This is a genomic window from Adlercreutzia faecimuris (assembly GCF_022669055.1).
In the GTDB taxonomy this organism is placed as follows: domain Bacteria; phylum Actinomycetota; class Coriobacteriia; order Coriobacteriales; family Eggerthellaceae; genus Enterorhabdus; species Enterorhabdus faecimuris.
Genome location: NZ_JAJMLW010000001.1, coordinates 696,915 through 722,522 on the forward strand (window position 1 = coordinate 696,915; position 25,608 = coordinate 722,522).

General features: G+C 69.7%; 20 protein-coding genes. 9 read left to right on the top strand and 11 right to left on the bottom strand.

What is annotated here, in order from left to right; translation table 11 throughout:
* Positions 1 to 17: 17 nt before the first annotated feature.
* From LPT13_RS02285 to LPT13_RS02295, 3 genes are all read right to left on the bottom strand, one after another.
* On the bottom strand, positions 18 to 2,279 hold the full coding sequence (locus LPT13_RS02285) for a DUF3641 domain-containing protein (RefSeq protein WP_242163068.1): 2,262 nt from the start codon (positions 2,277 to 2,279) through the stop codon (positions 18 to 20).
* Positions 2,280 to 3,368: a GTP-binding protein gene (locus LPT13_RS02290; protein WP_242163069.1), complete on the bottom strand. Its 1,089-nt coding sequence runs from the start codon at positions 3,366 to 3,368 to the stop codon at positions 2,280 to 2,282.
* 172 nt (positions 3,369 to 3,540) lie between these two features.
* Positions 3,541 to 4,098 (bottom strand): TetR/AcrR family transcriptional regulator, encoded by a 558-nt coding sequence (locus LPT13_RS02295; RefSeq protein WP_242163071.1) that lies wholly within the window; start codon positions 4,096 to 4,098, stop codon positions 3,541 to 3,543.
* A gap of 189 nt (positions 4,099 to 4,287) precedes the next feature.
* On the opposite strand from LPT13_RS02295, the gene LPT13_RS02300 reads away from it, so the two are divergent.
* A complete protein-coding gene (locus LPT13_RS02300; RefSeq protein ID WP_242163072.1) occupies positions 4,288 to 5,211 on the top strand; it encodes an AEC family transporter in 924 nt (307 codons plus the stop codon).
* A gap of 297 nt (positions 5,212 to 5,508) precedes the next feature.
* On the opposite strand, the gene LPT13_RS02305 is transcribed toward LPT13_RS02300, so the two are convergent.
* Positions 5,509 to 7,140, bottom strand: coding sequence for a helicase HerA-like domain-containing protein (locus LPT13_RS02305; RefSeq protein WP_242163073.1), 1,632 nt, complete (start codon positions 7,138 to 7,140; stop codon positions 5,509 to 5,511).
* 307 nt (positions 7,141 to 7,447) lie between these two features.
* On the opposite strand from LPT13_RS02305, the gene LPT13_RS02310 reads away from it, so the two are divergent.
* The 6 genes from LPT13_RS02310 (at position 7,448) to LPT13_RS02335 (ending at position 16,150) form a co-directional block, all read left to right on the top strand.
* Positions 7,448 to 9,388: an MDR family MFS transporter gene (locus tag LPT13_RS02310; protein WP_242163074.1), complete on the top strand. Its 1,941-nt coding sequence runs from the start codon at positions 7,448 to 7,450 to the stop codon at positions 9,386 to 9,388.
* 476 nt (positions 9,389 to 9,864) lie between these two features.
* On the top strand, positions 9,865 to 11,820 hold the full coding sequence (htpG, locus tag LPT13_RS02315; RefSeq protein ID WP_242163076.1) for a molecular chaperone HtpG: 1,956 nt from the start codon (positions 9,865 to 9,867) through the stop codon (positions 11,818 to 11,820).
* 203 nt (positions 11,821 to 12,023) lie between these two features.
* Positions 12,024 to 13,169, top strand: coding sequence for an ABC transporter substrate-binding protein (locus LPT13_RS02320; protein WP_242163078.1), 1,146 nt, complete (start codon positions 12,024 to 12,026; stop codon positions 13,167 to 13,169).
* A gap of 71 nt (positions 13,170 to 13,240) precedes the next feature.
* A complete protein-coding gene (locus LPT13_RS02325) occupies positions 13,241 to 14,119 on the top strand; it encodes an ABC transporter ATP-binding protein (RefSeq protein ID WP_242163080.1) in 879 nt (292 codons plus the stop codon).
* Positions 14,116 to 15,036 (top strand): ABC transporter permease, encoded by a 921-nt coding sequence (locus tag LPT13_RS02330; RefSeq protein WP_242163082.1) that lies wholly within the window; start codon positions 14,116 to 14,118, stop codon positions 15,034 to 15,036. The genes LPT13_RS02325 and LPT13_RS02330 overlap by 4 nt, the downstream gene beginning before the upstream one ends.
* A gap of 13 nt (positions 15,037 to 15,049) precedes the next feature.
* Entirely contained in the window at positions 15,050 to 16,150 is a 1,101-nt protein-coding gene (locus LPT13_RS02335) for a biotin synthase BioB (protein ID WP_242163084.1), read from the top strand.
* An 18-nt stretch (positions 16,151 to 16,168) separates the two neighbouring features.
* Here the strand turns inward: LPT13_RS02335 and LPT13_RS02340 are convergent, their stop codons facing one another.
* From LPT13_RS02340 to LPT13_RS02365, 6 genes are all read right to left on the bottom strand, one after another.
* A complete protein-coding gene (locus LPT13_RS02340) occupies positions 16,169 to 17,161 on the bottom strand; it encodes a radical SAM family protein (protein WP_242163086.1) in 993 nt (330 codons plus the stop codon).
* A gap of 9 nt (positions 17,162 to 17,170) precedes the next feature.
* Positions 17,171 to 17,701 (bottom strand): adenine phosphoribosyltransferase, encoded by a 531-nt coding sequence (locus LPT13_RS02345; protein WP_242163088.1) that lies wholly within the window; start codon positions 17,699 to 17,701, stop codon positions 17,171 to 17,173.
* A 179-nt stretch (positions 17,702 to 17,880) separates the two neighbouring features.
* Positions 17,881 to 18,870, bottom strand: a complete 990-nt coding sequence (locus LPT13_RS02350) for an acyl-CoA dehydratase activase (RefSeq protein ID WP_242163091.1) — start codon at positions 18,868 to 18,870, stop codon at positions 17,881 to 17,883.
* Positions 18,867 to 20,042: a hypothetical protein gene (locus LPT13_RS02355; protein ID WP_242163094.1), complete on the bottom strand. Its 1,176-nt coding sequence runs from the start codon at positions 20,040 to 20,042 to the stop codon at positions 18,867 to 18,869. The genes LPT13_RS02350 and LPT13_RS02355 overlap by 4 nt, the downstream gene beginning before the upstream one ends.
* Entirely contained in the window at positions 20,035 to 21,051 is a 1,017-nt protein-coding gene (locus LPT13_RS02360) for an acyl-CoA dehydratase activase-related protein (protein WP_242163096.1), read from the bottom strand. Before LPT13_RS02360 ends, LPT13_RS02355 begins: the two co-directional genes overlap by 8 nt.
* Positions 21,052 to 21,438: 387 nt before the next feature.
* On the bottom strand, positions 21,439 to 22,047 hold the full coding sequence (locus LPT13_RS02365) for a hypothetical protein (protein ID WP_242163099.1): 609 nt from the start codon (positions 22,045 to 22,047) through the stop codon (positions 21,439 to 21,441).
* Positions 22,048 to 22,863: 816 nt separating this feature from the next.
* Here LPT13_RS02365 and LPT13_RS02370 point away from each other — a divergent pair.
* Positions 22,864 to 23,727 carry a TIGR04282 family arsenosugar biosynthesis glycosyltransferase gene (locus tag LPT13_RS02370; protein WP_242163102.1) on the top strand — a complete coding sequence of 288 codons (864 nt, stop codon included), beginning with the start codon at positions 22,864 to 22,866 and terminating at the stop codon, positions 23,725 to 23,727.
* Between the two features lie 312 nt (positions 23,728 to 24,039).
* Here LPT13_RS02370 and LPT13_RS02375 read toward each other — a convergent pair whose 3' ends face one another.
* Positions 24,040 to 24,525: a helix-turn-helix transcriptional regulator gene (locus LPT13_RS02375; RefSeq protein WP_242163106.1), complete on the bottom strand. Its 486-nt coding sequence runs from the start codon at positions 24,523 to 24,525 to the stop codon at positions 24,040 to 24,042.
* Between the two features lie 306 nt (positions 24,526 to 24,831).
* On the opposite strand from LPT13_RS02375, the gene LPT13_RS02380 reads away from it, so the two are divergent.
* Positions 24,832 to 25,608: a hypothetical protein gene (locus LPT13_RS02380; RefSeq protein ID WP_242163110.1), complete on the top strand. Its 777-nt coding sequence runs from the start codon at positions 24,832 to 24,834 to the stop codon at positions 25,606 to 25,608.

The window sequence follows — 25,608 nt, forward strand, 5'->3', positions numbered from 1 at the left end:
GCGCCCCCCCTCACTCCCTACGCCTCGCGCTCGTGGACGAGGGAGCCGCCGCAGCTGCTGCCGAAGCCGGCGGCGCAGCTGTAGCAGACCGGGTTCGTGCGCAGGGCGCGGGCCGGCAGGGGGCCGCGCGCCAGGTCGGCCACGGTGGCGTCGCGCGTGGGGCCTTCCGGGTCGGCCGGGTCGGCGGGCAGCTGGATGGGCAGCTCCAGCACGTGGTTGACCTCGCAGTCGTACAGGCGCCCGTCTACGTCCACGTTCACCTGGTCGCGGCACATCATGCGCTGGACGGCCAGGGCGTTGAAGTTGTCCACCAGCAGGCGCAGGTAGTCGTCGAACAGGCCGGCGTCCAGGAGGTCGTGGGCGAAGCGCCCGAGCGGCCAGTTGTTGAAGGCGAACAGCCCGTCGAAGGCGATGCCCTCGCGGCGCGCCAGCTCCTCGTGGTACAGGTCGGCCAGCAGGTCCTGGGGCGGCGGCAGGAAGGGCCCGCTCACGTTGTACACCAGATCGAGCGTGAGCGTCGCCCGTTCCTCGCCGCCCGTCGCGCCGTCGCCCGCGCCCGCCGTCCGCGCGCCCGCCACGCCGTAGCCGCGCTCGTTGAGCTGGCGGATGACGCGCACGGCGCGCTCGAACACGCCGCGCCCGCGCTGGGCGTCGGCGGCCGACGAGTCGTAGTAGGGGAGCGACCCGGTTATCACCGCGCCCGCGGCGGCGTAGTCGTCCAGGTAGTGGGCGTATTCCGGCTGGTCGAGCAGCGTCAGGTTGGTGCGCACGATGAGCTTGCCGCCGCGGGCGCGCACGCGCCGCGCCGCCTCGGCCAAAAACCACGGGAAGTCGGGGTGCAGCTCGGGCGAGCCGCCGGTCACGTCCAGCGTCGTGAAGCCGCCGGCGTCGTAGGCGTCGAGCAGGGCCTCCATCGTGGCGCGGCTCATCATCTGGTCGCTTCGCGGCGAGCACTCCAGGTAGCAGTGGCGGCAGGCCAGGTTGCAGGCGTAGGTGATGTTGGCCTGCAGCACGGCGTTGCCCTCGGGCGCGGTCAGCACCGACGGCGCGTCCACGCGCTCGGCGAACGAGGGCGCCCCGATGCGCGCGAGCGCCGCGTCCAGGTACTCCCCGTCGACCGCCTTCTTCCCGCGCCGCGCCTCCACGGCGTCCTGGGCGCGGGCGAAGTCGAACGCGCCGCGATGGGCTCCGCGCGGGCGGATGTCGAAGTGGCGCCCGTAGCGCGACTGCGCCAGCATCTCGGCCATGTTCCCGCTTATGGCCACGTCGCGCCCCTTGATGAGGCGGATCTCGTCGGTCAGGTCGAAGTAGCGCGGCATCTCGGGGATGGTGCCCAGGTAGCGCGCCGTCTGCCCCCAGTTCTCGTGGCGGTCCTCCAGCCCGGCGGCCTTGATGGCGCGCACGGTGCGCGACGTGAAGCCGGTGAACCCGAGCTTCGTCTCCAGCGCCAGGTCGCTCACGTGGATGTCGTCGACTACGGTGCACAGCCAGCTCGGCCAGCCGATGCGCGCCATCATGCGGCGGAAGTCCTCCAGGTAGATGGCGCCGCCCAGGCACTCGCCGCGCAGGACGGGGTCGTCGCGCAGCTCGTCGGGCATGCGGCGGTCGCAGAACACGTCCGAGAAGTAGAGCTCGCCGCCGGGCTTGAGCACGCGGTAGACCTCGCGCAGCACCTGCTCCTTGAACGGCGTCAGGTTGATGACGCAGTTGGACACCACCAGGTCGACCGACCCGTCGGCGATGCCCAGCTCGGCCAGGTCCTCGATGTAGCCCTGGCGGAATTCCACGTTGGACTCCGCGAAGCCGAAGCGCTCGGCCATCTCGGCCTGGTGGCGCCGCGCCACCTCGAGCTGGCTGGCGGTCATGTCCACGCCGATGACGCGGCCCTCGGGCCCCACCAGCTTCGACAGCACGTACACGTCGCGCCCCACGCCGCAGCCCAGGTCGACCACCGTGCAGCCCTCGAGCGCCGGCGGGATGGGGCTGCCGCAGCCGTAGAAGCGCTCCATCACCTCGTCGGCGATGAGCGGCATCACGTCGCGCACGTAGCGCGGCGGCGCGTCGGTGGTGCAGCAGGTGGCGTTGGTCTTGAGGTCGTCGGAGCCGGCCAGGATGCGGCCGTAGTACTCGCGCACCTGGTCGTGAACGGAAAGCGCCGCGTCGGGGATCTGCGAGTCGTCGAGCGAGGGCACGAGCGACGCGTGGGCCACGTCGCGCCCCGCGCCGGCGCCGGCGCTCGCGCCCGCCGCCGCGCCCGCCGCTCCGGTGTCGCGCGCCATCTAGCGGCCCTCGTCGGTCATGCCGAAGCACTCGGTGAAGAACACCTGGCAGTCCAGGTCGTAGCGGTCGCACACCTCGTCGAGCGCGTCGTCCATCAGCCGCGTGAGCGGCCGCGCCTCGCACACGGCGCGCGCGTTGATGATCATCCGCAGGTTCTCGTGGGGCTCGGCCAGCTGCTGGGCGTACTCGATGTCGTAGTCCACGCCGATGAGCGACGCCTTGCTGTAATCGCCCTCGCCGGCGGTGGCGAACGTCTTGAGGTGCGGCACGTTGCGCTTGCGCTCGATGAGCCCCAGGCGGATGCCCTCGATGAGGTCGTCCACCACGGCGTTCATGTCGATGGCGCCGCCGTCGCGCGTCTTCAGGTAGAGGCGGCGGTTGTACCAGGTCAGCTTCCCCTCCGCCTCGTTGAACTTCTCGTCGTAGCGCACCGAGAAGTTCTTGAGCGCGCTCACGTTTCCGGTGACGAACCGCGCTAGCTCGTCGATGCCCGTGCGCTCGCGCGCCGAGATGCAGATGATGGGGATGTCGGGCACGGCGGTGCGCAGGAAGTCGACGTAGCGCTCGCGGTCGGCCTCGGTGAGCAGGTCGCACTTGTTGAGCACCACCAGGTCGGCTTCCTCCAGCTGGAGCTTCAGCAGGTAGACGAGCTCCTCGGGCAGGTGGATGTCGGCCTTCTCGGGCATGATCATGCGCAGGCGCTCGGGGTCGGTGATGACGGTGAAGGGCGCCAGCGTGAACTCGTCGCCGTGCTCGCGGGCGAGCGGGTGGTACACGTGGTCGAGGGCGCCCACGCCGCAGCCGGGGATGTCGCTCATGACGAACCGCGCGCCGCTCTTGTCGCGCAGGCGGCGGATCTGGTCGACCAGGTTGTCCATCTGGTAGCAGATGCACTCGTTGCCGATCTCGGCCACGGTGCAGCCGGTGACGCGCGTGAGGCTGGTGTCCACCAGGTTGGCGCCCAGGTCGTTGGCGATGATGGCTGCCTCGCCGTAGGTCTCGCACAGATGCTCGGCCAACGCGATCATCGTGGTGGTCTTGCCAGCGCCCAGAAAGCCGCTGACGACCATGAAGCGGATGGGTTCCATGGGTGTCTCCTCGCCTCGCTTGGGCGCCTCTCCCGGCGCCCCTCTCATTTAGTGGACATAGTCTAGCATAGGAAGGAAGCAAGGAGAGGAGAAGCCCCCGCCGCGGCCTGCCCGCCCCGCGGGGAGCGGGCGGAGGGGGGGCGCGAGGCGGCCTGCCCGGCGGGCGGGCGCCCTAGCGGGCGCGCAGGGCAGCCAGCGCGCCCCGGATGAACGTGTCGATGGCGGCTTGCATGCGTGGCCAGTCCGCGCGCCCGCCGTAGGCGAGGGCCGCCGTGTAGCAGCCGGTCATCTGGAAGCGGTAGAGCGCCCGGGCCTCGTCCTCGTCGGCGCCGGCGGCCCGATAGGCGGCAAGGGCCGTCGGCTCCAGCTCCTCCTCGAGCAGCTCAAGGACGGTGGGCAGGAACAGCGGGTCGCGCACGAGGGCCGCCCAGCGTTCGTCGGCCGTGAGGGCGACGCAGAACGGGGTCGTGCCCGCGCCGGTCGCCTCGGGGGAGCAGGCCCCGCACCGCAGCTGGGCGGGCAGCGGGCGCACCTCCTCCAGGAACTCGCGGACGAGTGAGGTGAACGCGCGGTGCGTGTTGGGGCAGTGCGCGTAGAAGGTGGAGCGGCTGATGCCGGCCTCGGCGGCCAGCTCGGCGACGGTGATCTGGGCGAGCGGCTTGGCGGCCAGCAGCCGCAGCAGGGCGCCTCGGATGGCGCGGCGGGTTCTCTCGGTGCGGCGGTCGGCCATGGGGGCTCCTCGGGTCGGGCGGCGCGCGGACGCGGGGTGCGTGGCGCGTGGGCAGGAGGGTCGTGGCGGGCGCCCCGTGCGGACGTTGCGGGCGCGGATCGTTTCCGTACACATTGTACGATTATGTCCAGCATCGCCCTGCGGCTCCCGGTAGAGTGGCGCCCCGGTACCCGAGGAGCGGAGAGGCTGATGGTATTCGAGATAACCCTGGAGCGCATGCTGGTGTTCTTCCTGATCTTGGCGGTGGGCTTCGCCGCGGCCAAGCTGCGCGTCATCGATGAGGGCTACCTGCCCAGCCTGGCCAAGCTCATCACGAAGATTCTCCTGCCGGTGATGATCTTCTACTCCACCTGCGTCAGCTGCACGCGCCAGGCCCTCTTCGACAACCTGGCCATGGTGGTGCTGGCCGCGGTGTTCTACGCGCTGGCGTCGCTCGTGCTGTTCCTGCTGGCCCGGGCGCTGCGCCTGCCCCACGACAAGGATCGCGTGTTCCAGTTCTGCTTCATCTTCGGCAACACCGGCTTCGTGGGCATCCCGCTGCTGGCAGCGGTGTTCCCCGAAACGGGGCTCATGTACATGATGCTGGTCTCCATCGTCGATCAGCTGGTGTTCTGGACCTACGGCGTGTGGCTGGCCACGGCGCGCGACCGGCAGGCGACCCGGTTCAGCCCGCGCGCGCTCGTGACGCCCAACACGGTGGCCATCGCGCTCGCCCTGGTGTTCGTGCTGGCGGACATCCCCCTGTCCCGGCTGGCGTCGCTCGCGCTGGGCACCATCAACAACGCCACGAGCGCGCTGTGCATGATGTACCTGGGCGCGCTCGTCTGCTTCTCCGACGTGGGGGCGGCCCTGCGCCGGCCCGAGCTGTACGTGGGCATTGCGGTGAAGATGGTGGCGCTGCCGGTGGCGGCCGGGCGGTTGCTGGCGCTCACGCCGCTGCCGGGCGACCTGGTGTCGGCGCTCGTCATCATCATGGCGCTGCCGGTGATGACGGTGGTGCCCCTGGTGGCGTCCCAGAACGGGCACGAGGGCGAGTACGCCACCGGCATCACCGTGGCCACCCTGGTCGCGAGCATCGCGACCATTCCGCTGGCAGTGCTGCTGGCGGGATGACGCCGGATGGCGGTTTCATATCCATTTTGGCGAGTTTTCCGAGGCTCCAGGGGCTGAAAACGTGCCAGTTGCGCGCATTTCGGAGGGGCTGATTTGCGCGACCTGGGCAAATGCCGGCGATCGTGCTCGGCATGCGTCGCGCAGCCTCGGGAAACTCGCCAAAATGGATATGAAACAGCAAAACGCGTGCACGGCGAACCTGCCGGGCTCGCTCGGGGGGCTTCGAGTGGGGGCGGATGAGGCCAAGGGGGGCGAGGCGGCCCGCTGGGGGCGCCCCGTTCGGCGGCCGGTGCCGCACTAGCGCTTGAGCGCGCCGAAGAGGCCGCGCATGAGCTGGCGGCCCGCCTCGCGGCCGATCGAGCCCAGGACGGAGTTGGCCGCCTTCATGGCCTGCTCGCGCTGGCGCTCGGCCTCGCGGGCGGCGCGTTCGGCCTCCTTGGCGGCGGCCTTCTCGGCGGCCAGCCGGGCGCGCTCCTCCTCCTTGGCCAGGCGTGCCTGCTCGCGCTCGTAGTCCTTCTGGGCCTTGGCGTCGGCGGCGGCCTTCTGCTTCTCGAACTCGGCGCGCTCCCGCTCGAGCGCCGCCCGCTCGGCGGCCAGCGCGTCGGCCTCGGCCGCCGCGGCCTGCTCGCCGGCGATGAGCTCGTAGGCGCTCTCGCGGTCGACGGCCTGGCCGTACTTCGCCACGAGCGGCGCGGCCGCCTCCAGCGCGGCGGCCATCACCTCGGGCGCCGCCGCGCCCATCGAGCACTCGGGCGGCAGCACCTTGGCGCGCTCCACCACGCTCGGCTGGCCCTCGGCGTTCAGCAGCGACACGAGCGCCTCGCCGGTGCCCACCTCCAGAAGCGCCGCCTCGGCGTCGAGCGCGGGGTTCGCGCGGAAGGCGGCCGCCGCGGCGCGCACGGCCTTCTGCTCGGCGGGGGTGTAGGCGCGCAGCCCGTGCTGGATGCGGTTGGACAGCTGGGCGAGCACCTCGTCGGGAATGTCCGAGGGCGACTGCGTGATGAAGTACACGCCCACGCCCTTGGACCGGATGAGCTTCACCACCTGCACGATGCGATCGACGAGCTCCCTGGGCATGTCGTCGAACAGCAGGTGCGCCTCGTCGAAGAAGAAGACGAACCGGGGCTTGTCGGCGTCGCCCACCTCGGGCAGCGTCTCAAAGAGCTCGCTCATCATCCACAGCAGGAACATGGCGTAGACCTGCGGGCTCGAGATGAGGCCCGCGGCGTTGAGCAGGTTGACGTAGCCGCGGCCGGCCTCGTCGCAGGCGAACCAGTCGGCCAGGTCAAGCGCCGGCTCGCCGAAGAACACGTCGCCGCCCTGGTCCTCCACGGCGATGAGCGCGCGCAGGATGGCCCCGACCGACTGGCTGGACACGCGCCCGTACTCCAGCTCGAACTCCTTGGCGTGCTCGCCCACGTAGTTGAGCATGGCGCGCAGGTCCTTCAGGTCGATGAGCAGCATCCCGCGGTCGTCGGCCACGCGGAACACCACGTTCAGCACGCCCTCCTGCACCTCGGTGAGCCCGAGCAGCCGGGCCAGCAGCACCGGCCCCATGTCCGACACGGTGACGCGCACGGGGATGCCCGGCCCGCCCAGCATGTCCCACTGCCGCACGGGGCAGCCGCGCGGCTCCCACGACGGCGCGCCCAGCGTGGCGGCGCGCGCGGCCAGCTTGCCGTCGGCGTCGTCGGCGGCCTGGGCCATGCCGGTCACGTCGCCCTTCACGTCGGCCATGAACACGGGCACGCCCGCCTGGGAGAACCCCTCGGCCATCACCTTGAGCGTGACCGTCTTGCCCGTGCCGGACGCGCCGGCGATGAGCCCGTGGCGGTTGGCCTGGTCGAGCCGCAGCACGCAGGCCGTGGCGGTGGGGTTGCCGTCGGCATCGACGGCCTGGGCCATCCGGATGACGTCGTCTTCCAGCATGGGGCGGTCCTTTCACGCGGGGAAGGGGAGGGCCGCGGCCGCCCGGAGGGGCGCCGCGCCTCGTGCCATCGTAGCATCGGGTCCGGCGCCGGGGCGGCCGCGCGCCCCGTTCGTGCGGGAGCCGTTAGATGGGCCGCCGGCCCCGCGCCCGTGCCGAAGCTGTTTTCTTTCGCCGTTCGCGGGATTCTTCCTTGCCTGGGAACAGGGCCGTCGCTAGCATCGGAACATTCGCTTTTTTACGGATTCTTGGCAAACGAGAGTGAGGTTAGAGCTTATGGCCTTAGGTGTTGGAAGAAAAGAGCTGGTGATGGTGGGCGTCCTGCTGGTGGGCGTGCTGCTGGCGGTGCTGAACCAGACGCTGCTGTCGCCCGCGCTGCCCGCCATCATGGCGGACCTGGGGGTCGACGCCACCACCGTCCAGTGGCTGACCAGCGGCTATTCCCTGGTGGAGGCGGTCGTCATCCCGCTTTCCGCCTACCTGATAGGGCGCTTTACCACGCGCCAGCTGTTCATCACGGCTTTCGCGCTGTTCACGGCGGGCAGCCTGGCGGCGGCCGTGGCGCCCAACTTCTGGGTGCTGCTGCTCGGCCGCGTGCTGCAGGCGGCGTGCACCGGCATGTCCATGCCCATGGTGTTCACGGTGATCCTGCTGGTGTTCCCGCGCGAGAAGCGCGGTACGGCCATGGGCGTCATCGGGCTGATCATCGGGTTCGCGCCGGCGGTGGGCCCGTCGGTGGCGGGCCTGCTGGTGGACTCGGTGGGCTGGCGCGCGCTGTTCGCCATCGTGACGGTGCTGTCGGTGGTGGTGATCGTGCTGGCCGTGGCGGTGCTGCGCAACTACGGCAGCTTCGCCCGCGCGCCCTTCGACAAGCTGTCGGTGGTGCTGTCCACCGTGGGCCTGGTGTGCCTGCTCTACGGGCTGTCCACCTTCGCGTCGTCGGATAACCTGGCCGTCACGGCGGGGCTCATCGCGGTGGGCCTGGTGCTCTGCGTCCTGTACGTGCGACGCCAGCTGAGGCTGCCCGAGCCCATGCTCCAGGTGGGCATCCTGCGCACGCGCAACTACGCCATCGCCGTCGTCATCATCGTCATCGTGCAGGCTGCCCTCATGGGCACGGGCGTCATCACGCCGCTCTACGTGCAGGGCGTGCTGGGCTTCAGCGCCACCATGTCGGGCGTGGCCATGCTGCCCGGCGCGCTCATCGGCGCGTTCATGGGCCTGGTGTCGGGCCGCCTGTTCGACCGCTTCGGCGTGCGCCGCGTGGTCATCCCCGGCGTCATCGTGGCGGTGCTGGGCGCGTCGGGCCTGGCGCGGCTGGGCATCGACAGCAGCTTCCTCAACCTGACGCTCACCTATACCGTGCTGGTGGTGGGCCTGCAGTTCACCATGACGCCGCTCAACACCTGGGGCGTCAACTCGCTGGACAACGGCGTCATCCAGCACGCTCAGGGCGTGTCCAACACCCTGAACCAGGTGGCCGCGTCCATGGGCACCGCCGTGCTCGTGTCCATATCGGCCCTCGCGCCGATGGTGGCCCCCGGCGCCGCGCCGCTTGAGCAGGCCTACCTGGGTGACCACCTGGCGTTCACGACCACGTTCGCCCTCATGGTGGTGGCCGGCCTGGTCATCCTGGCGTTCGTACGCGACAAGGCGAAGGCGCCGGGCGCCGCGGCGGCCACGCCGGCCGAGCGCGGCGAGGAGCTCGTCGACTACGCCGCCGGCTTCGATGGCGTGACGGTTGACGCCACGCGCGGCGAGGCGATAGACCCGCACCGCACCTACGTGGCCGCCGACGTCATGAACCGCGTGCCCGTGTGCGCGAGCGCGGATGCCACCATGGGCGAGGTCATCCGCCTCATGGCCGCTAACGAGACGAGCGGTCTGCCCGTGGTGGACGGCGCCGGCGCGCTCGTGGGCTTCGTGTCCGACGGCGACGTGGCGTCCTACCTGGGCAAGACCGAGATATCGGTGGTGGACAGCACCCTCAACCTGTACCGCTACGTCGACGACACCGAGGCGATGGACCGCCTGCGCGCGCTTCTGGCCCTCAACGTCATGGACGTGGCGACCCACCGCGTCATCTCGGTGCGCGAGGACACGCCCGTCGACGAGGTGTGCCAGCTGTTCGCGAGCAAGCGCATCAAGAAGGTGCCGGTGGTGGACGCCGACGGCAAGCTGGCAGGCGCCCTCAGCCGCCGCAACATCATGCGCTCCCTCGCCGAGGCCATCGACCTGATGGAGGCCTAGGGAAGACGAGCGCCGGGCGTCGGGTGTCGCGCTCACCCCAAGGCGCGGGCGCGCCCGGCGCCACGCCCACGCCCGGCGCCACGCCCACGCCCGGCGCTCGCGTCGTCCACGCTGACGCTCGCGTGGCGCCCCACGCGCAACTGCATTCGCGGGCGCCCCTCCCCCACTTCTCGCCCGCATCTGCGCCCGCCCTCCGGGGCGGCGCTTCTCTTTCCTCCTTGTGAAAAAACCTTATAGTGCTTGACATAGATTTCCTGCCTTCTAAAATGTGCTGTTAGCAAACAGAAGGGGAGAGTGCTAACCCGGGCGTGATGGCGCGGAAACGGCTCGGTGGCGTCTTTGCCGGCGTCACGCGTCGGCCGCGCGCCGCGTCCTACGCTCGGCTCCGGCGACCCGGCGGCCTCGCCCGCCCGGGCCCGCGCCGCCGCCCGCGCCTGGCGCACCCGCCCCGCAACCCGTTGAAAGAAGGCACATCCATGCGCAAGTTCAAGACCGAGAGCAAGAAGCTCCTCGACCTCATGATCAACTCCATCTACACCAACCGCGAGATATTCCTGCGCGAGCTCATCTCCAACGCCTCCGACGCGGTGGACAAGCTCTACTTCCGCAGCCTCACCGACGACTCCGTGCAGATCAACCGCGCCGACCTGGCCATCACCATCGGCTTCGACGAGGCCGCGCGCACCGTCACCGTGTCGGACAACGGCATCGGCATGAGCAAGGACGACCTCGACAAGAACCTGGGCACCATCGCCCATTCCGACTCCTACGAGTTCAAGGCCGCGGCCAAGGACGTCCCCGGCGAGCAGGAGGGCCTCGACGACCAGAAGGCCGTCGACATCATCGGCCAGTTCGGCGTCGGCTTCTACTCCGCCTTCATGGTGGGAAAGAAGGTGCGCGTCGTGTCGCGCGCCTACGGGTCTGACGAGGCCTGGGCCTGGGAGAGCGACGGCATCGAGGGCTACACCATCAGCGAGGCCGAGCGCGCCGAGCACGGCACCGACGTCGTCATCTACCTGAAGGACGACGCCGACGAGGAGTCCTACGGCGAGTTCGCCACGGAATACGGTCTGACCGACCTGGTCAAGCGCTACAGCAACTACGTGCGCTACCCTATCCAGATGGAGGTCACCAAGAGCCGCATGAAGCCGCGTCCGGCCGACGCCGGCGACGACTACGTGCCCGAGTTCGAGAACTACACCGAGGTGGAGACCATCAACTCGATGGTGCCCATCTGGAAGCGCAAGGGCGCCGAGGTGTCCCAGGAGGAGTACAACGAGTTCTACAAGACCGACTTCCACGACTTCGAGGACCCCGCGCGCACCATCACCGTGCACGCCGAGGGCACGCTCAACTACGACGCGCTGCTGTTCGTGCCGTCCCGTGCCCCCTTCGACCTGTACACCAAGGAGTACAAGAAGGGCCTGGCCCTCTACAGCTCCAACGTGCTCATCATGGACAAGTGCGAGGAGCTGGTGCCCGACTACTTCAACTTCGTGCGCGGCGTGGTCGACTCCGCTGACCTGACGCTCAACATCTCGCGTGAGACGCTGCAGCACAACGGCCAGCTGCGCGCCATCGCCCGCCGCCTGGAGAAGAAGGTCAAGGCCGACCTGGCCGCGATGCGCGATGACGACCGCGAGGCCTACGAGAAGTTCTTCGAGCAGTTCGGCCGCACCCTCAAGTTCGGCGTCTACACGAGCTACGGCATGGCCAAGGACACCCTGGCCGACCTCCTGCTGTTCTACTCGGCCAAGCAGAAGAAGATGATCACGCTCGACGAGTACCTGGCCGACGCCCCGGCCGACCAGGAGTCCATCTTCTTCGCCGCCGGCGAGGGCCTGGAGCACCTGGCCAAGATGCCCATCGTCACCACGGTGCTGGCCAAGGGCTACGACGTGCTGCTGTGCACCGAGAACGTCGACGAGTTCTGCATGATGGCGCTCGGCGACTACGCCAAGAAGGACGGCGACGAGGAGCGCGCGTTCCCGCTGAAGAACGTCGGCAGCGAGGACCTGGGGCTCACCACCGAGGAGGAGAAGAAGGAGGCCGCCGAGGCCACCGAGGAGAACCGCGAGCTCTTCGACGTGATGACCGAGGCCCTGGGCGGCCGCGTCGAGAAGGTGGTCGTGTCGACGCGCCTCACCGACGCGCCGGTGGTGCTGACCACCGAGGGCGCCGTGTCGCTGCAGATGGCCCAGATGCTCAAGAACGCGCCGGGCGCCGAGGAGGCCCCCAAGAGCCAGGTGGTGCTGGAGGTCAACCCGAAGAGCCCCGTGTTCGACACGCTCAAGGCGGCCCACGAGGGCGGCGACGACGCCAAGGTGAAGAAGTACACCGAGATCCTGTTCGACCAGGCGCTGCTGGTGGAGGGCCTGCCCATCGAGGATCCCATCGCCTTCGCCCAGGCCGTGACCGAGCTCATGAAGTAGGGACGGAGATCCCGTCGATTCGCGGAAGGCGCCCTCCGACGGGGGCGCCTTCTTCTATCATGGGGTGCTTCCGCTTGTCGGAAGCTAGTTGACATGATCTACTATAGGACACTATTCTATGTGTGCCATAGTAAACTATCAGCCCAAGGCGATGGGGGCGTGCCGCGGCAGGCACGGCCACGGGAAAGAGGAAGGAAGCCCGCATGACGCTCAGCAGAAGAACCTTCGTGAAGGTGGCCGGCGTGTCCGCCGCCACGCTCGCTATGGGAGGCCTCGTGGCCTGCTCCGGGGGCGAGGACAAGAAGGAGGCCCCGGCCGACGCGCCCCGGCCCGACGCCGGCCCGCAGGAGGAGGCCTTCATGAGCCAGGGCAAGGGCGAGCATCTGACCTGCGCCGTCACCGGCAAGCTCATCAAGATCGCCCCCGCCATCATCGCCCAGCAGAAGGGCTTCTTCGCCGAGGAGGAGTGCGACGTCGAGTTCCAGACCATCGCGCTGGCCGACGCCATGGCCGCCATGTCGGTCAACCGCCTGGACATCGACCTGTTCGGCGTCGTGCCGGCCTGCTCGTACGTGTCCCAGGGCGCCGAGATCTACGTCTTCGGCGGCACCATCCTCAACGGCTCGGAGATGCTGTCCACCGAGGCCTTCGATCGCGAGCTCAAGACGGCCGACGACTTCCGTGGCCTGCGCATCAACTGCTCGCGCGAGGAGACCGGCCAGATGGCCCTCAAGAACTACCTCCAGGAAAACGGCCTGACCCTGGGCGAGGACGTGTTCTTCGAGTACGTCGACAACAACACCACGGCCATGGAGGGCCTGCGCTCCGACCAGTGCGACCTGTTCATCACCAACAACGCCATGGGCTACTCGCTCGGCGTCGACGGCATCAAGGTGGCCGGCATCGTGCGCGACGTGACGGGCGACTACCCGTGCTGCCGCCAGAACTGCTCGGCCGAGGCCTACACGTCCAAGTACCTGTCGCTCGTGGACTTCGAGGTGGCCATCCTGCGCGGCTACGACTTCTACCTCAACAACAAGGACGAGGTCATCCAGATGCTCTGCGACTACTCCAGCCAGGAGCCGGACTACGTCGAGGCCGCCATGTACGGCACCGATACCTACCGCAACGTCATGAACCTCTCGCCCGACCCGCACACCAAGGACGTGAAGGCGTTCTACAAGGCGCTCCAGAACATCAACGAGATCGAGCCCGACTCGCCCTACGACATGGAGCCCTACGCCGTGTCCGGCATCTACCGCAAGGCCCTCGACATCCTGCTCGACCGCGAGCCCGACAACGAGACCTATAAGCAGCTCGACGCCGACTTCAGCAAGTACAACGATTAAGATGGTGCGGCGGCCCCGGCGCGTCAGGCGCCGGGGCCGCCGCGTGTTTCCCGAGTGGAGAGAGAAGGAACATGGGGGCTCTCGTTCTCGATGACGTCTGCTTCTCGTACAGCGACGACCTCGACCTGTTCACCCGGCGTCGGCGCGCGGCCGGTGAGGGGGAGGACCTGGTGCTCAAGCACCTCAGCCTGACCGTGGAGGACGGGCAGTTCCTGTGCCTGGTAGGCCATTCCGGCTGCGGCAAGACGACGCTTCTGCGCACGCTCGCCGGCCTGCAGGCGCCCACGGCGGGCAGCATCGCCATCGACGGCAAGCCGCTCGACGGGCCGGGGCTCGACCGCTCGGTGGTGTTCCAGAACTACTCGCTGTTCCCGTGGATGACGGCGCTCGCGAACGTGGAGTTCGGCGTGCGCCAGGCCTCCGTCGAGCTGGGGCGCGGCCTCACCAAGGCCCAGGTCGCCGAGGTGTCGCGCTCCTACCTGGCCCGCGTGGGCATGGAGAAGGCGGCCGACCTGCATCCCTACCAGCTCTCCGGCGGCATGCAGCAGCGCGTGGCCATCGCCCGGGCGCTCGCCATGGACACCGAGATCCTGCTGTTCGACGAGCCCTTCGGCGCCCTGGACGTGCGCACGCGCCGCGACCTGCAGGAGCTCATGAGCGCGCTGTGGGTGGAGGCCGACCGCGACCGCCGCAAGACGGCCGTGTTCGTCACCCACGACATCGACGAGGCGCTGCTCCTGGCCGACCGCATCGTCTTCATGAGCGACGGCCGCTTCCTGGCCGACATCCCCGTGGGCGCCGCGCGCCCGCGCGATCCCGAGGAGTTCCTGCGCCGTCCCGCCGTGCGGCTCATCCAGGACGAGCTCATGGGGCTGTTCTACGACGCCGTGGAGACGCGGCGCGACCTGGCCGACCGCGAGCAGGTCTTCGAGGGGAGCGTGACGCCATGAGGCGCATCGTCGTTGAGTTCGTCATCGCCCACGTCCTGCTGGCGGCGCTGGTGGGCGTCATCCTGCTCATGCCGGACGCGCGCAAGGTCTACCCGGCCACGGCGCTTCTGGTGGCCATCGGCGTCATCGAGCTGTGCTACCTGCTGGCGCTCTTCCGCGGGCGCAAGCTCGACCCGTTCCCGTCGGGGTCGTCCGACATCATCTGCGCCGTGTGGGTGCTGATGCTGGTGTGGGAGCTGTCGTCGACCAAGCTCGGCATCGCCCACAGCGTGCTCATCCCCTCGCCGGAGAACGTGTTCTACGTGTTCCAGCGGTCGGGCCCGGAGCTGTGGGCCAACGTGGTGTCGTCGCTGGAGCTCCTGCTGTCCGGCTACATCCTCGGCACGGCGCTCGGCGTGATCCTGGGCGTCGTGGTGGGCTGGGTGCCGCGCCTGCGCGCCATGTTCTACCCCATCGCCAACGTGCTGGCCCCCATCCCGTCGGTCATCTTCACGCCGTTCCTCGTCATCCTCATGCCGTCGTACCGCTGGGCGGCCATCATGGTCATCCTGCTGGGCGTGTTCTGGCCGCAGTTCCTGTCGATGATCCTGCGCGTGGGGTCGCTGCCTCAGGCCATTACCGACAACGCCCGCGTGCTCAAGGTGAGCAACTGGACGATGATCACCAAGATCATCCTGCCGTTCATCGTGCCGGACGTGCTCAAGAACATGCGGGTGTCGCTGACCACCGGCTTCCTCATGCTCATGTACGCCGAGAGCTTCGGCGCGAAGTCCGGCATCGGCTACTGGATATCCAACGCCAACGTGTTCGCCAACTACGCGAACATCGTGGCCGGCGTCATCACCTGCGGCATGACGGTGACGGCGCTCAACTACCTGACCGCCTGGCTGCAGAAGCGCTTCACCACCTGGCGCTAGAGAGGGAGGACCTATGAACCAGGATACCAAGGACCTGATCGACCGCGTCTTCGACGAGGGGTCGCGCGGGGCATCGCAGCCCCGCGAGGTCATCATCGCGCTGCTCGAGCTCGACTCGGCATCCGAGGAGGTGGCCTACTTGCGCGAGCGCGCGGCCGAGATGGCCCATCTCGCCACGAACAACAGCGCCTCCATATCGGGCGCCATCGGCGTCGATCTGTGCAGCTGCGACATGAACTGCAAGTTCTGCTCGTTCGGCACCGCCTGGGGCCTGGTGGAGGAGGACGTCATCTACTCCAAGGCCGAGATCATCGAGCTGGTGCGCGAGTACGTCGAGGCGGGCGTCACCACCATCACGCTGCGCTCGACCGAGTTCTACGACCTGAACGTGCTGTCCGAGTGGCTCGCCGATATCCGCGAGGCGGTGCCGGGCAGCTACCTCATCAACCTCAACGTGGGCGAGATGAGCCCGGCCATGGCCGAGGCGGCCTACCAGGCCGGCGCCACGAGCGCCTACCACGTGGTGCGCATGCGCGAGGGCATCGACACGCCCTTCGACGTGAGCCTGCGCTGGCAGACCATCGACGCCATCAGCAACTCGCCGCTGCGCTGGATCACCTGCGTGGAGCCCCTGGGCATCGAGCACACCAACGAGGAGATAGCCGACCGCATCCTGGAGAACCTGGCGCACCGCCCCTACGGCATGAGCGTCATGGCCCGCGTGAACGTGCCGGGCACCCCCTTCGAGGGCGTCGAGCCCATCAGCGAGGAGCGCATGCTGCACCTGCTGGCCACGCTGCGCCTGAGCGTCGGCACGAAGGTGCGCACCTGCGGCATGCATCCGGCGGTGCCCGCGGCGCTGTACTCCGGCGGCAGCAACTTCACCGTGGAGCGCGGCGCCAACCCGCGCGACACCACGTTCAACGAGGAGGTCTGGCGCGGCTTCACCGTGGCCGAGGCCCGCGCGCTCATCGAGGAGGCCGGCTTCGAGTGCCGCTCGGAGAGCCCCGACCCGCGCTTCCCGGTCGACGGCAAGATGTGGTGGAAGGTGGGCGACCCGGCCGACTACGTCATGCCCGACCCCACCGGCCCCTGCTGCGGCCGCCACGAGTAGGGGAGGGCGCCCCGCCGGTTACGCGTAGTAGCGCGAGGGACCGTCCCACACCTTCCAGTCGCATTCGGCGTACAGGTCGCGGCACTGTTCGACCGAGTAGCCGCGCAGGGTCTCGGCCTCCACGTCGCGGGGCGACGTGCCGCGCTCGGCCCAGATGATGTTGGCGCCGGCCTGGGCGCACAGCTGGCTGGGCTCGTGGGTGCAGTTGCCGCGGATGCTCGGCCCCGTGGCCAGGGCGATGGAGCCCGCGTAGGTGGCCAGGCGCCCGTAGCTGATGTTGCCGTACTTCGAGAACGCCGTGTTCGGGATGGTGTTGCGCCGCATGGCGCCACTGAAGCCCACCTCCAGGCTGCGGGCCAGCAGGATGAGATCGGCCAGCTCGTCGGGGGTGTGCTCCGGGCCGATGGGCTCGATGCAGTTACCCACCACCAGGCCCGCCTCCTTGGCCGCCTCGATGGTGGCGATGCGCGCGTCGCGGTCGCAGCGGGTGTAGGTGCCCTCACCCAGGCGCATGACGTGGTAGGCGCCTGCCACGCCCGCCGCCTTGAGCTCGCGCGCGTAAGCCAGGTCGAAGTCGGCGACGTTCGCCACGATGGGGATGTCGCGGGTGAGCACCCCGCGCACGGCGGCCACCACGTCGAGGAACTGCTCCTGGTCGTAGCGGGCGGTGGTCACCAGGTAGAGGGCGTTCACGCCGGCGGCGTCGAAGGTGCTCGCCTCGTCGAGGATGCGCTCGAGCGGCAGCTCGGTCTTGCGGCGGAAGACGCCGGCGCTCACGGCGAAGGAGCAGAAGGCGCAGTCGCACGGGCACGGCGACGCGTCCAGGCCGATGTGGCTGTGGATCTCGGCGTAGCCGTCGTTGAGCTCGCTGGTGAAGGCGCGCCCGGCCTGCTGGATGGCGAAGGCCTCGGGGGAGAGGTTCTCGACCGACAGCAGGGCGATTATCTCGGCCCGGTCGAGCAGCGCGCCGCCGCGGGCCTTGTCGATGATGCGGATGATGCTCTGGTCCATGGCTCGCTCCTACTCGACGGCGTGGAGGGAGAAGACCTCCGCGTCGGTTACCTCGGCGATGGCGGCCCGCGGGTTCAGGAAGGCCAGCTCCAGGAAGAAGCCCATCCCCGCCAGCTGGGCGCCCGTGTCCTCCACCAGCTTCACCAGCGCGCGGACGGTGCCGCCCGTGGCCACCAGGTCGTCCACGATCAGCACCACGTCGTCGGGCGTGAGCGCGTCGCGGTGGATCTCCAGCGCGTCGGACCCGTATTCCAGCTCGTAGGTGGCGGCGTAGGTGTCGCGGGGGAGCTTGCCGGGCTTGCGGGCCGGCACGAAGCCGGCGCCCAGGGCCACGGCGACCGGCGCGCCCACGATGAAGCCGCGGGCCTCGGCGCCGATGACCTTGGTGACGCCGCGCCCGGCGAAGCGGCCGGCGATGCCGTCGACCACGGCGGCCAGCGCCTCGGCGTCGGCGAGCACGGGGGTGATGTCCTTGAAGACCACTCCGGGAACGGGGTAGTCGGGCAGGTCGATGATGAGCGAGGCGGGGTCGACGGCCATGGGAGGGTTCCTTTCGACGGGCACGGGCGGGGCTGCGGCCGTCGCGGCGAGCGGGGCCGGCTCGCCCTCGCGCCCGTCGCAGCCGCCTGCCGCGCCGCGGTTTTCTGCAACCCGCTTATTCTAGCCCAACGCCCCCATCGCGAAAACGGGGGAGGGGAGGGCTAGCGGCGCTCGGTGCCCTACGCCGTCGTCTTGACGGCGCCCTTGTCGCAGCGGTTGCCCCAGCTGTCGATGATGTCCTTGTCGCGGTAGACGCAGATGATCTCGCAGTGGTTGGCGCACTTGCCGCATTCCACCTCGCGGGTCTTGAAGTCGAAGTCGAGCAGGGCCTCGAAGTCGAACGCGCCGCTGGCGAAGGGACCCGACTCGGCGTCGGTGATGGGGCCGGCGTCGGCCGCCAGCAGCGCCGCGCCGAACGCGCCCATGAGATGCCCGTCCGGGTCGACCGTGACGGGCATCCCCAGCTGCTCCTCGAAGGCGTGCACCACGCCGGCGTTCTTCGACACGCCGCCCTGGAACACGACGGGGGCGTCTATCTTCTTCCCCTTCCCCACATTGTTGAGGTAGTTCGACGCCACGGCGTTGCACAGCCCCGCGATGATGTCCTCGCGCGCGTAGCCCACCTGGATCTTGTGCACCAGGTCGCTCTCGGCGAACACGGTGCAGCGCGCCGCGATGTTGGCCGGGCGCTTCGACGTGAGCGCGATGTCGCCGAACTCCTCCACCTCGACGCCCAGGCGATGGGCCTGGCTCGACAGGAACGAGCCGGTGCCGGCCGCGCACAGGGTGTTCATGGCGTAGTCGACGGCGATGCCGCCCGACACGCAGATGATCTTGGAGTCCTGGCCGCCGATCTCCAGGATGGTGCGCACGTCGGGGTGCAGGTAGGTGGTGCCCACCGCGTGGGCCGTGATCTCGTTCTTGATGACGCTCGCGCCGAGCATGGCGCCTACCAGCCGCCGAGCGCTGCCCGTGGTGCCGGCGCCCACGATCCGCACGCCCGCGTCTGCCACCTGGCTCTCCAGCTCGCGCACGACGTTGCGCGAGGCCTCGGTGGGGTTGCCCTCCGTCCACAGGTACGACCGCGCGATGATGGTGCGGTCCTCGTCGATGATGACGCCCTTGGTGGAGATGGAGCCGATGTCTATTCCGAGGTAGCCGAGGGTCATTTCGTCTTCTCCTTCTTCATGGAAAGCATGTCGTAGAACGCCTCGAGGCGCGTGTCCAGGCCGGTGTCGGAGGTCTGGGAGTCGTAGGTGAGGTAGAGGATGGGCATGGCCGCGTCGGCGCTGATGCGCTGGAGCACGGGCATGCAGTCGATCTCGGGCGTGCAGCCGGCCGACTTGGCGTGGATGACGCCGTCGAAGCCCTCCTGGGCGTAGCGGTGCGCCGCCACCACGGTGAGCGTGGAGGTGGGGCCCATGTCGTAGGTGAGGTAGTCGGCGGCGCTGCGGCGCAGGTTGGGCTCGTTGTAGCGGATGAAGCGGTTGGTGAGGTTCATCATGCGGTGCACCTCGACCCCCATGGCCATGAGCTTCTCGTCCAGCTCGAGGTTGGATCGCTCGTCGATGGCGGTGAACATCTCGCCCACCACGCCGATGCGGATGGGGTCGGCCGGCTTGTCGAGCGGGATGGCGCGCATGGCGTCCATGGCCTCGCGGAAGGCCTCGTTGATGTCGCGGTCGGCGGTGGCGGCCCGCAGGGCGTCCCGGTACGACGCCCAGACGCGGCGGAAGGCCCCGCGCTCGCGCTCGAAGCCGGCGTTGGCCAGGTAGAAGTCGCGCGCCTCGTCCAGCTTGACGGCCATGTTGGCCGTGGCGGCCAGCTTGGGCAGCGCGGCGGGGATGTTGATGTCGGGGTTCACCGTCTTGAGGCACTGCTTGGCCCAGCCGAGCGCCCCCTGCTCGATGCCGCGCGAGAAGTTGAGCATCTGGAACTCGTAGCCCATGTCGCGCAGGATGGCCTCCTGCAGCTCGCCGTAGTAGCCCAGCCGGCACGGGCCGCCGAACTGCACGAGCACGTCGGCGCCGGCCTCGAGCGCCTCCACGTAGTCGCCCAAGATGTGCTTGAACGGCGTGCACACGTAGTCGGTGGAGTTCTGCTCGCCGATCTCGGTGGTGCGCTTGGTGGCCTCGGGCAGCGTGAGGAAGTCGGCGTCGAGCACCTGCTCGACGAAGAACTTGAAGGCCGGGTCGTAGTAGCAGTAGCGGAAGAACGCTACCTTGATGCGCTTGTGGCGGTCACGCTTGAACTTGCGGTGCCCCAGCTTGGGCTCGCGGCGCCGCTCCTCGACGGCGACGCGCGAGCGCGCCTCCTCGGGCAGGTGCAGGATGTCAGCCATGGACGTAGCCTCCCCTCTGGTGGTAGCGCAGGATGTCGACGAAGCTCTCGATGCGCGTCTCGACGCCGGCGGTGCCGCTCTGGGCGTCGATCATCAGGTTCAGGATGGGGGTGCCCTGGATGTAGCGCATGATGGTGTCGTCGGTCATGGAGTCGGGGCCGCAGGGGAACGCGCTCACCAGCACGATGCCGTCCACCTGGTCTTGCAGCGTGAGGATCGACCCGATGAGTTCGCGGTTGATGACCCACGGCAGCGTCTCGGTGAACCCGAAGCTGGCCTTGTAGGTGCGGGCGCGGTTGGTCTCGTCGGCGAACAGCACCGTGGTGCCCATCGACTCGAGCGCCTCGACGATGGTGCCGCACAGGTACTCGTCGTGGGCGATGTAGGGGTGGGCCACCAGCAGGATGGCGAGCGGGCGCTCGGTGGCGCCCGTCGGGTCGCCCTCGGCCACGGCGCGGTACTCGGCCAAGAGGCGCAGGGTCTCCTCCTGGGCGGCGGCCTTGGCGCGGCGCGCGTCCTCCAGGGCGCGGACGCCGGCCTTCCATGCGCGCTTGAACAGCACCTGGCTGGCGCCCAGGCGCGCGGCCATCTCGGCGAAGGCGCGGCGCACCTCCTTGGGCTTTGACACGTTCTCCACCAAACACGACAGCACGCGCACGCCCTGGTCGCGGAAGGTGTTGGCCACCAGGTCGGGCGCGGCCTGGAACTTGGTGCAGAAGCCGGCGCGCGGGTCGCAGCTGGCGTAGCAGGGGACGAACACGGCGTCGCAGCGGCCGACGAGGCTGGCGACGTGGCCCAGGTAGGCCTTCGACGCCAGGCAGCACTCGTCCACCGAGCGGGCGGTGCCCTCCTCGACGACGGCGCGGTCGGTCTCGGCGCTGACGATCACCTCGCGGCCGAGCTCGCGGAAGAAGGTCTCCCACAGCGGGCCGTAGCGGTGGTAGAGGAGCCCGCGCGGGATGCCGACGACGTGGATGTCGGCCAGGTCGGGCTGGGTCTTGAGGGCCAAGGGGCGCTCCTTCCGGGTCGGGTGCGGTGGCGCGCCCGCGGGCGGCCGTGCCGGGTGGTGCCTTTCTCGTGCGCTGCGCCCGCGGGCGGTCTGGGCGGCGGGCGCTGAAGTTAGTTTGACGATCTTAGCACTTTTGCGCGTGCCGGCTGACGCGCGTCGGGCTGCGGCGGCGCGCCCGCCCCGCGGGCCGCGACGGGCTGCGGTCGCGTGGGCTGCGGGACGTGGCGGCTGCCGCGAGGGGGCTGGCGGTGCCCCCCGGCTTCGTCCGCCCCGCGGGTCGCGACGGGCTGCGGTCGCGCTCCTCGCGGCGAGCTCTTGTGGTGGGATACCACAAGAGCTCTTGCTGCGGGGGTGCTCCCTTCGCCCGTCGCGGCCCGCGGGGCTCCATCAGCTCGCCCTTCGGCGGCTGACGGCGAGGAGGCTTGCGTAGGCCGCCGCCATGGCGACGAGCCCGGCGGCGTCGAAGGCGATGAAGCGCGCGATGCCGCCGGCCAGCACGGCGTGGCCCGCGGGCAGCCCGGCCAGGATGGCCGCCTCGCCGACGAGGCCGACGACCTGCTGCGCCAGCACCACGGCGCCCAGCGCGCGGAACCGCGTCGGCTGCCAGATGACTAGCGGGTAGGTGCAGTTCCACATGAGGAACGCCACGCCCATGCCGCGCGTGGCCGCCTCGCCCGGCACGCCCGCCAGCTCGAAGCCGCCCATGTACGCGGCGGGGTCGATGACGAACGACAGCGCGCAGTGCACGTTGACCGCGAACACCGCCGCGAACGCCACGCGGCACGCCCATGCCGCGACGCGCGTCCCGCGGGCGGCGGGTGCGCGCGAGACGCCGGACGCGTCGGGCGCCGCTGGCGCGGCGGCGGTGCCGGCGGCGGGCGTGCTCGCCGTGTGCGGGACGGCGGGGCTGGCGGGCGTGCTCGCCGTGCGTGGGGTGCCGCCGTGTGCACTCGCGACGGGCGTGCCGCCGCGGATCGCGTCCTTCGCGCGTGCCATCGCCCCTCCGTCCCTCGTCGTCTTTCGCGCCTGTCGCCCCGATGCTAGCATCCCGCGCCCGCCGCTCCCGCCCGCGCCTCCGCGCCGCAGCCAATCCGTTGCCCGCGACGCCCTCTATCCTCGAAAACCACGATTGGGAATCCTCGAAAATCCTAAATGAAGGTCCTCGAAAATCACGATTAATAATCCTCGAAAATCCTAAACGCGCTGGTGGGAAGGGGCGCCTTCGCCCGTCGTCGCAAAGGCGACGGCGTCTACGTCATCTCCCCTCGACTGCTTGGAGCCCTAGCCGCCTACAGCGGCCCCGGGCGGCGCCGTTGCATTCCGGCGCCGTAAAGTGGCCGGAAACGGCGGTTTGACGACACTTTTTCGCGTGTTTCCCGGAAAAAGGGCGCCTTGCGCGGTCTCCGAATTCACGCGACCTGGGGTTTTGCGCGCGCAGCCGCAGGAGCCGCGCCCCAGATTGTCGTCAAACCGCCGTTTTCGGCCATTTTACGGCGGAGTAGGTGCAGCGCCCCGCCGCTTGGCGCTTGACGCGGGTGGCCCGCGGCGCCGTTCCCCTTGCGGGGGCGGGCCGCGCGCGGCGGGACGGGGGCGAAATGGTAGGATGGCGCGTGACGAGAGGGCGCGGCGCGCGACGTCGCGCCAGGGTCGCGCAGCCGCCCGCAGTCGCCCGTCGCCCGCAGCCGAGCGACTGCAGGCGCGGGCGGCGGGCGACTGCGGGCGGCTGCGGAGGAGGGGAGCCGGTGCTGCCCCTCGAGGTGGACAACCGGGCGCGGGCGGAAGACGCGCGGCCCGCGGAGGAGGGGAGGCCCCATGAGGGAGCGCAGGAACACGGTGCTGCTGTTCAGCAAGGTGCCGGAGGCCGGCAAGGTGAAGACGCGGCTGACGGTGCTCAAGGACGGCATCTTCCAGCCCGACGTGGCGTCGGCGCTCTACCACTGCATGCTCTTCGACGTGGTGGAGATCATCTGCGGCGCGTTCACGGCGCTCGAGGCGCGCCCGCCGGCGGTCGATCCGGCCACGGGCGAGGAGATCCGCGACACCTACGACCTGGTCATCTCCACCACGCCGGCGCCCAACGTGGCCGTGATGGAGAAGCTGTTCGCCGACGCGGGGGAGTGGCCCCGCCCGCTCACGTTCATTGCCGACGAGGGCGCCAGCTTCGACGAGCACTACAACCACGCGTTCCAGCAGGCGTGGGACCGCGGCGCCGACTGCATCCTGTCGATGGGCGCCGACATGCCGGCGCTCACCGTGATGGACGTCATCGCCGGCTTCGACGGGCTGCACGCGCTCGACGCGGTGCCCGGCGGCGGCATCGTGCTCGCGCCCGACCAGGCCATGGGCGTGTCGGTCATCGGCTGGACGCGCGCCACCGACTTCGACCACACAGGCGTCTACTACAACCGCACGGGCCTCACCGTGCTGCCGGCCTACATCGAGAAGGCGCGCGAGGCCGGGCTGCCGGCGCGCTACCTGCCGCCCATCCCCGACGTGGACACCATGGGCGACCTCATGCACGCCGTTACCGTGGTGGAGGCGCTCAACTACACGGCGCCCTTCGACGGCAACACGCCGCCCTGGCGCACCGCCGACGCGCTCGCCCAGATGGGCTGGAGCGAGATCCGCGTCCCCCCGAACGACCTCATGGACCCGCGCGACGAGATCGACAAGTAGGCGGGCCGCCTATCGCGCTTCTCGTCCACCGTCGCGTGCCTGCGGACACTTTTCGCGACCTGGATGGCAATTCATCGAAGTTTGGCATACGATTTCGCGGCTGCGCTGTCGGGTGGGATTATCGCGCGTAGTCGCGACCTGGGAAAACGCCGGCGCAGCTGCTATGTGTTGGCGCAGAGGCGGCCTCGAGGGCTGCGAGCTCTATGCCAAACCTCGATGAATTGCCAACGCGCCGGCGAAAAGCGTCCGCAAACCCGTGCTCCCGCCTCTGCGCGGGCGGCGTCGCACGACTCGCCCGCTCCTCCGCCAGCCCTACAGCCCGCGGGCCTTGTCCATCAGCTCCTGCTGGGAGTGCACGGCGCACTTGGCGAGGATGCTGCGCGCGTGGGTATGCACGGTGTGCAGCGATATGACCAGCTTGTCGCGGATGTAGGGGCGGCTGCGCCCGGCCAGCAGCAGGGCCGCCACCTCGGTCTCGCGCGGGGTGAGGCCGAAGCGCCCGCGCAGGCGCTCGGCCTGCTGCAGGAACGCCTCGTCCAAGTCGGCCGCGGCCGTCAACGGGATGCGCACGGCCGCCGGCGCCGGCCATCCGCCTGCGGGGACGCTCGCCGTCAGGCGGCCTGACGCGACGGCGCAGGCGCACGTCGCCGCGGAGGCCGTCGGGGTATGGCCGGGCCCGGCCTGATCCGCCGCCTCGGGCCCGAGGGGCCTCTCGGCGATTCCCGTCGCGATGCGGCCGTCTGCCTGTCCCCTGCGACCCCTCCGCCCGCGCCACCCGATCTTCGTTCCCCGCTGCATGCCCTCCTCCCTCCGAAAGGCGGTCGCGTCTCTGCGCGCCCGCGTCATGGGGGTGATTCTGCCCCACACGCTCGCCAAAGGGAACAAACCGAGCGAAAGATAAGCCACTCATATTCCCCTTATCGGAAGCGACCTGGGCGCGGCCCAGGCGGCCTACCCGCATCGGGGCGAGGCGCCGGGGGAGGGGCGGCGCGGGGCGGCCGCAAGTTACCCATATCGTGTCGATGCGCGGCCGCTGCCGCGGGGGCTAGCCTGGGTGAGCCTGCATTCCGGCAGGCGAGAGGCAAAGCGAAAAGGAGGGAATCTATGAGTGACCTATCACTCGACCGGCGCCAGTTCCTGGCTGCCGTGGGCGCCTTGGGCGCGCTCTCGGCCGCGGGCACGCTCGGCGCGACGCGGCTCGCCGACGCCGCCGAGGCGCCGGGCAGCGCCGAGTTCCCCGTCGCCCCCAACGGCATGCCCCTGGAGGCGAAGGTGGATTTGGCCACCGGCAAGGTGGAGGTGAACGACGATGTGCTCGTGCGCTACAGCGCGTGCCTGGGCTGCTACAGCTCGTGCGGCAACCGCGTGAAGCTCGACCGGGCCACGGGCAAGATGCTCACCATCGGCGGCAACCCGTACCATCCCAGCTGCGCGCTGCCGTACCTGGACTTCGACGAGCCGCTCACGGAGGCGTACAAGACGCTCACCTGGGCCGGCGGCGCCAAGACCCACGCCACCATCTGCGGGCGCGGCCAGGGCTGCCAGGACGGCTACTCCCAGCCCGAGCGCGTCACCGTGCCGCTCAAGCGCGCCGGCAAGCGCGGCGAGGGCAAGTGGAAGGCCATCGGCTGGGATCAGCTCATCAAGGAGGTCACCGAGGGCGGCAAGCTGTTCGCGGACATCGGCGAGGATCGCAACGTCGAGGGCTTCAAGGCCCTCCACGACACCAAGACCCCGATGAATCCCGCCGAGCCGCTGCTGGGCCCCGTGTCCAACCAGCTGGTCATGTTCGGCAGCCGCGGCGACGGCCGCACCGCCGTGGGCAGCCGCTTCGTCAACAGCTTCGGATCCATCAACTCCTACAGCCACGGGGCCAGTTGA

Bases quoted from the DNA above. Each gene is read 5' to 3' on its own strand.
- LPT13_RS02285 (WP_242163068.1), bottom strand. From the start codon at position 2,279: ATGGCGCGCGACACCGGAGCGGCGGGCGCGGCGGCGGGCGCGAGCGCC.
- LPT13_RS02290 (WP_242163069.1), bottom strand. From the start codon at position 3,368: ATGGAACCCATCCGCTTCATGGTCGTCAGCGGCTTTCTGGGCGCTGGC.
- LPT13_RS02295 (WP_242163071.1), bottom strand. From the start codon at position 4,098: ATGGCCGACCGCCGCACCGAGAGAACCCGCCGCGCCATCCGAGGCGCC.
- LPT13_RS02300 (WP_242163072.1), top strand. From the start codon at position 4,288: ATGGTATTCGAGATAACCCTGGAGCGCATGCTGGTGTTCTTCCTGATC.
- LPT13_RS02305 (WP_242163073.1), bottom strand. From the start codon at position 7,140: ATGCTGGAAGACGACGTCATCCGGATGGCCCAGGCCGTCGATGCCGAC.
- LPT13_RS02310 (WP_242163074.1), top strand. From the start codon at position 7,448: ATGGTGGGCGTCCTGCTGGTGGGCGTGCTGCTGGCGGTGCTGAACCAG.
- htpG (WP_242163076.1), top strand. From the start codon at position 9,865: ATGCGCAAGTTCAAGACCGAGAGCAAGAAGCTCCTCGACCTCATGATC.
- LPT13_RS02320 (WP_242163078.1), top strand. From the start codon at position 12,024: ATGACGCTCAGCAGAAGAACCTTCGTGAAGGTGGCCGGCGTGTCCGCC.
- LPT13_RS02325 (WP_242163080.1), top strand. From the start codon at position 13,241: ATGGGGGCTCTCGTTCTCGATGACGTCTGCTTCTCGTACAGCGACGAC.
- LPT13_RS02330 (WP_242163082.1), top strand. From the start codon at position 14,116: ATGAGGCGCATCGTCGTTGAGTTCGTCATCGCCCACGTCCTGCTGGCG.
- LPT13_RS02335 (WP_242163084.1), top strand. From the start codon at position 15,050: ATGAACCAGGATACCAAGGACCTGATCGACCGCGTCTTCGACGAGGGG.
- LPT13_RS02340 (WP_242163086.1), bottom strand. From the start codon at position 17,161: ATGGACCAGAGCATCATCCGCATCATCGACAAGGCCCGCGGCGGCGCG.
- LPT13_RS02345 (WP_242163088.1), bottom strand. From the start codon at position 17,701: ATGGCCGTCGACCCCGCCTCGCTCATCATCGACCTGCCCGACTACCCC.
- LPT13_RS02350 (WP_242163091.1), bottom strand. From the start codon at position 18,870: ATGACCCTCGGCTACCTCGGAATAGACATCGGCTCCATCTCCACCAAG.
- LPT13_RS02355 (WP_242163094.1), bottom strand. From the start codon at position 20,042: ATGGCTGACATCCTGCACCTGCCCGAGGAGGCGCGCTCGCGCGTCGCC.
- LPT13_RS02365 (WP_242163099.1), bottom strand. From the start codon at position 22,047: ATGGCACGCGCGAAGGACGCGATCCGCGGCGGCACGCCCGTCGCGAGT.
- LPT13_RS02370 (WP_242163102.1), top strand. From the start codon at position 22,864: ATGAGGGAGCGCAGGAACACGGTGCTGCTGTTCAGCAAGGTGCCGGAG.
- LPT13_RS02375 (WP_242163106.1), bottom strand. From the start codon at position 24,525: ATGCAGCGGGGAACGAAGATCGGGTGGCGCGGGCGGAGGGGTCGCAGG.
- LPT13_RS02380 (WP_242163110.1), top strand. From the start codon at position 24,832: ATGAGTGACCTATCACTCGACCGGCGCCAGTTCCTGGCTGCCGTGGGC.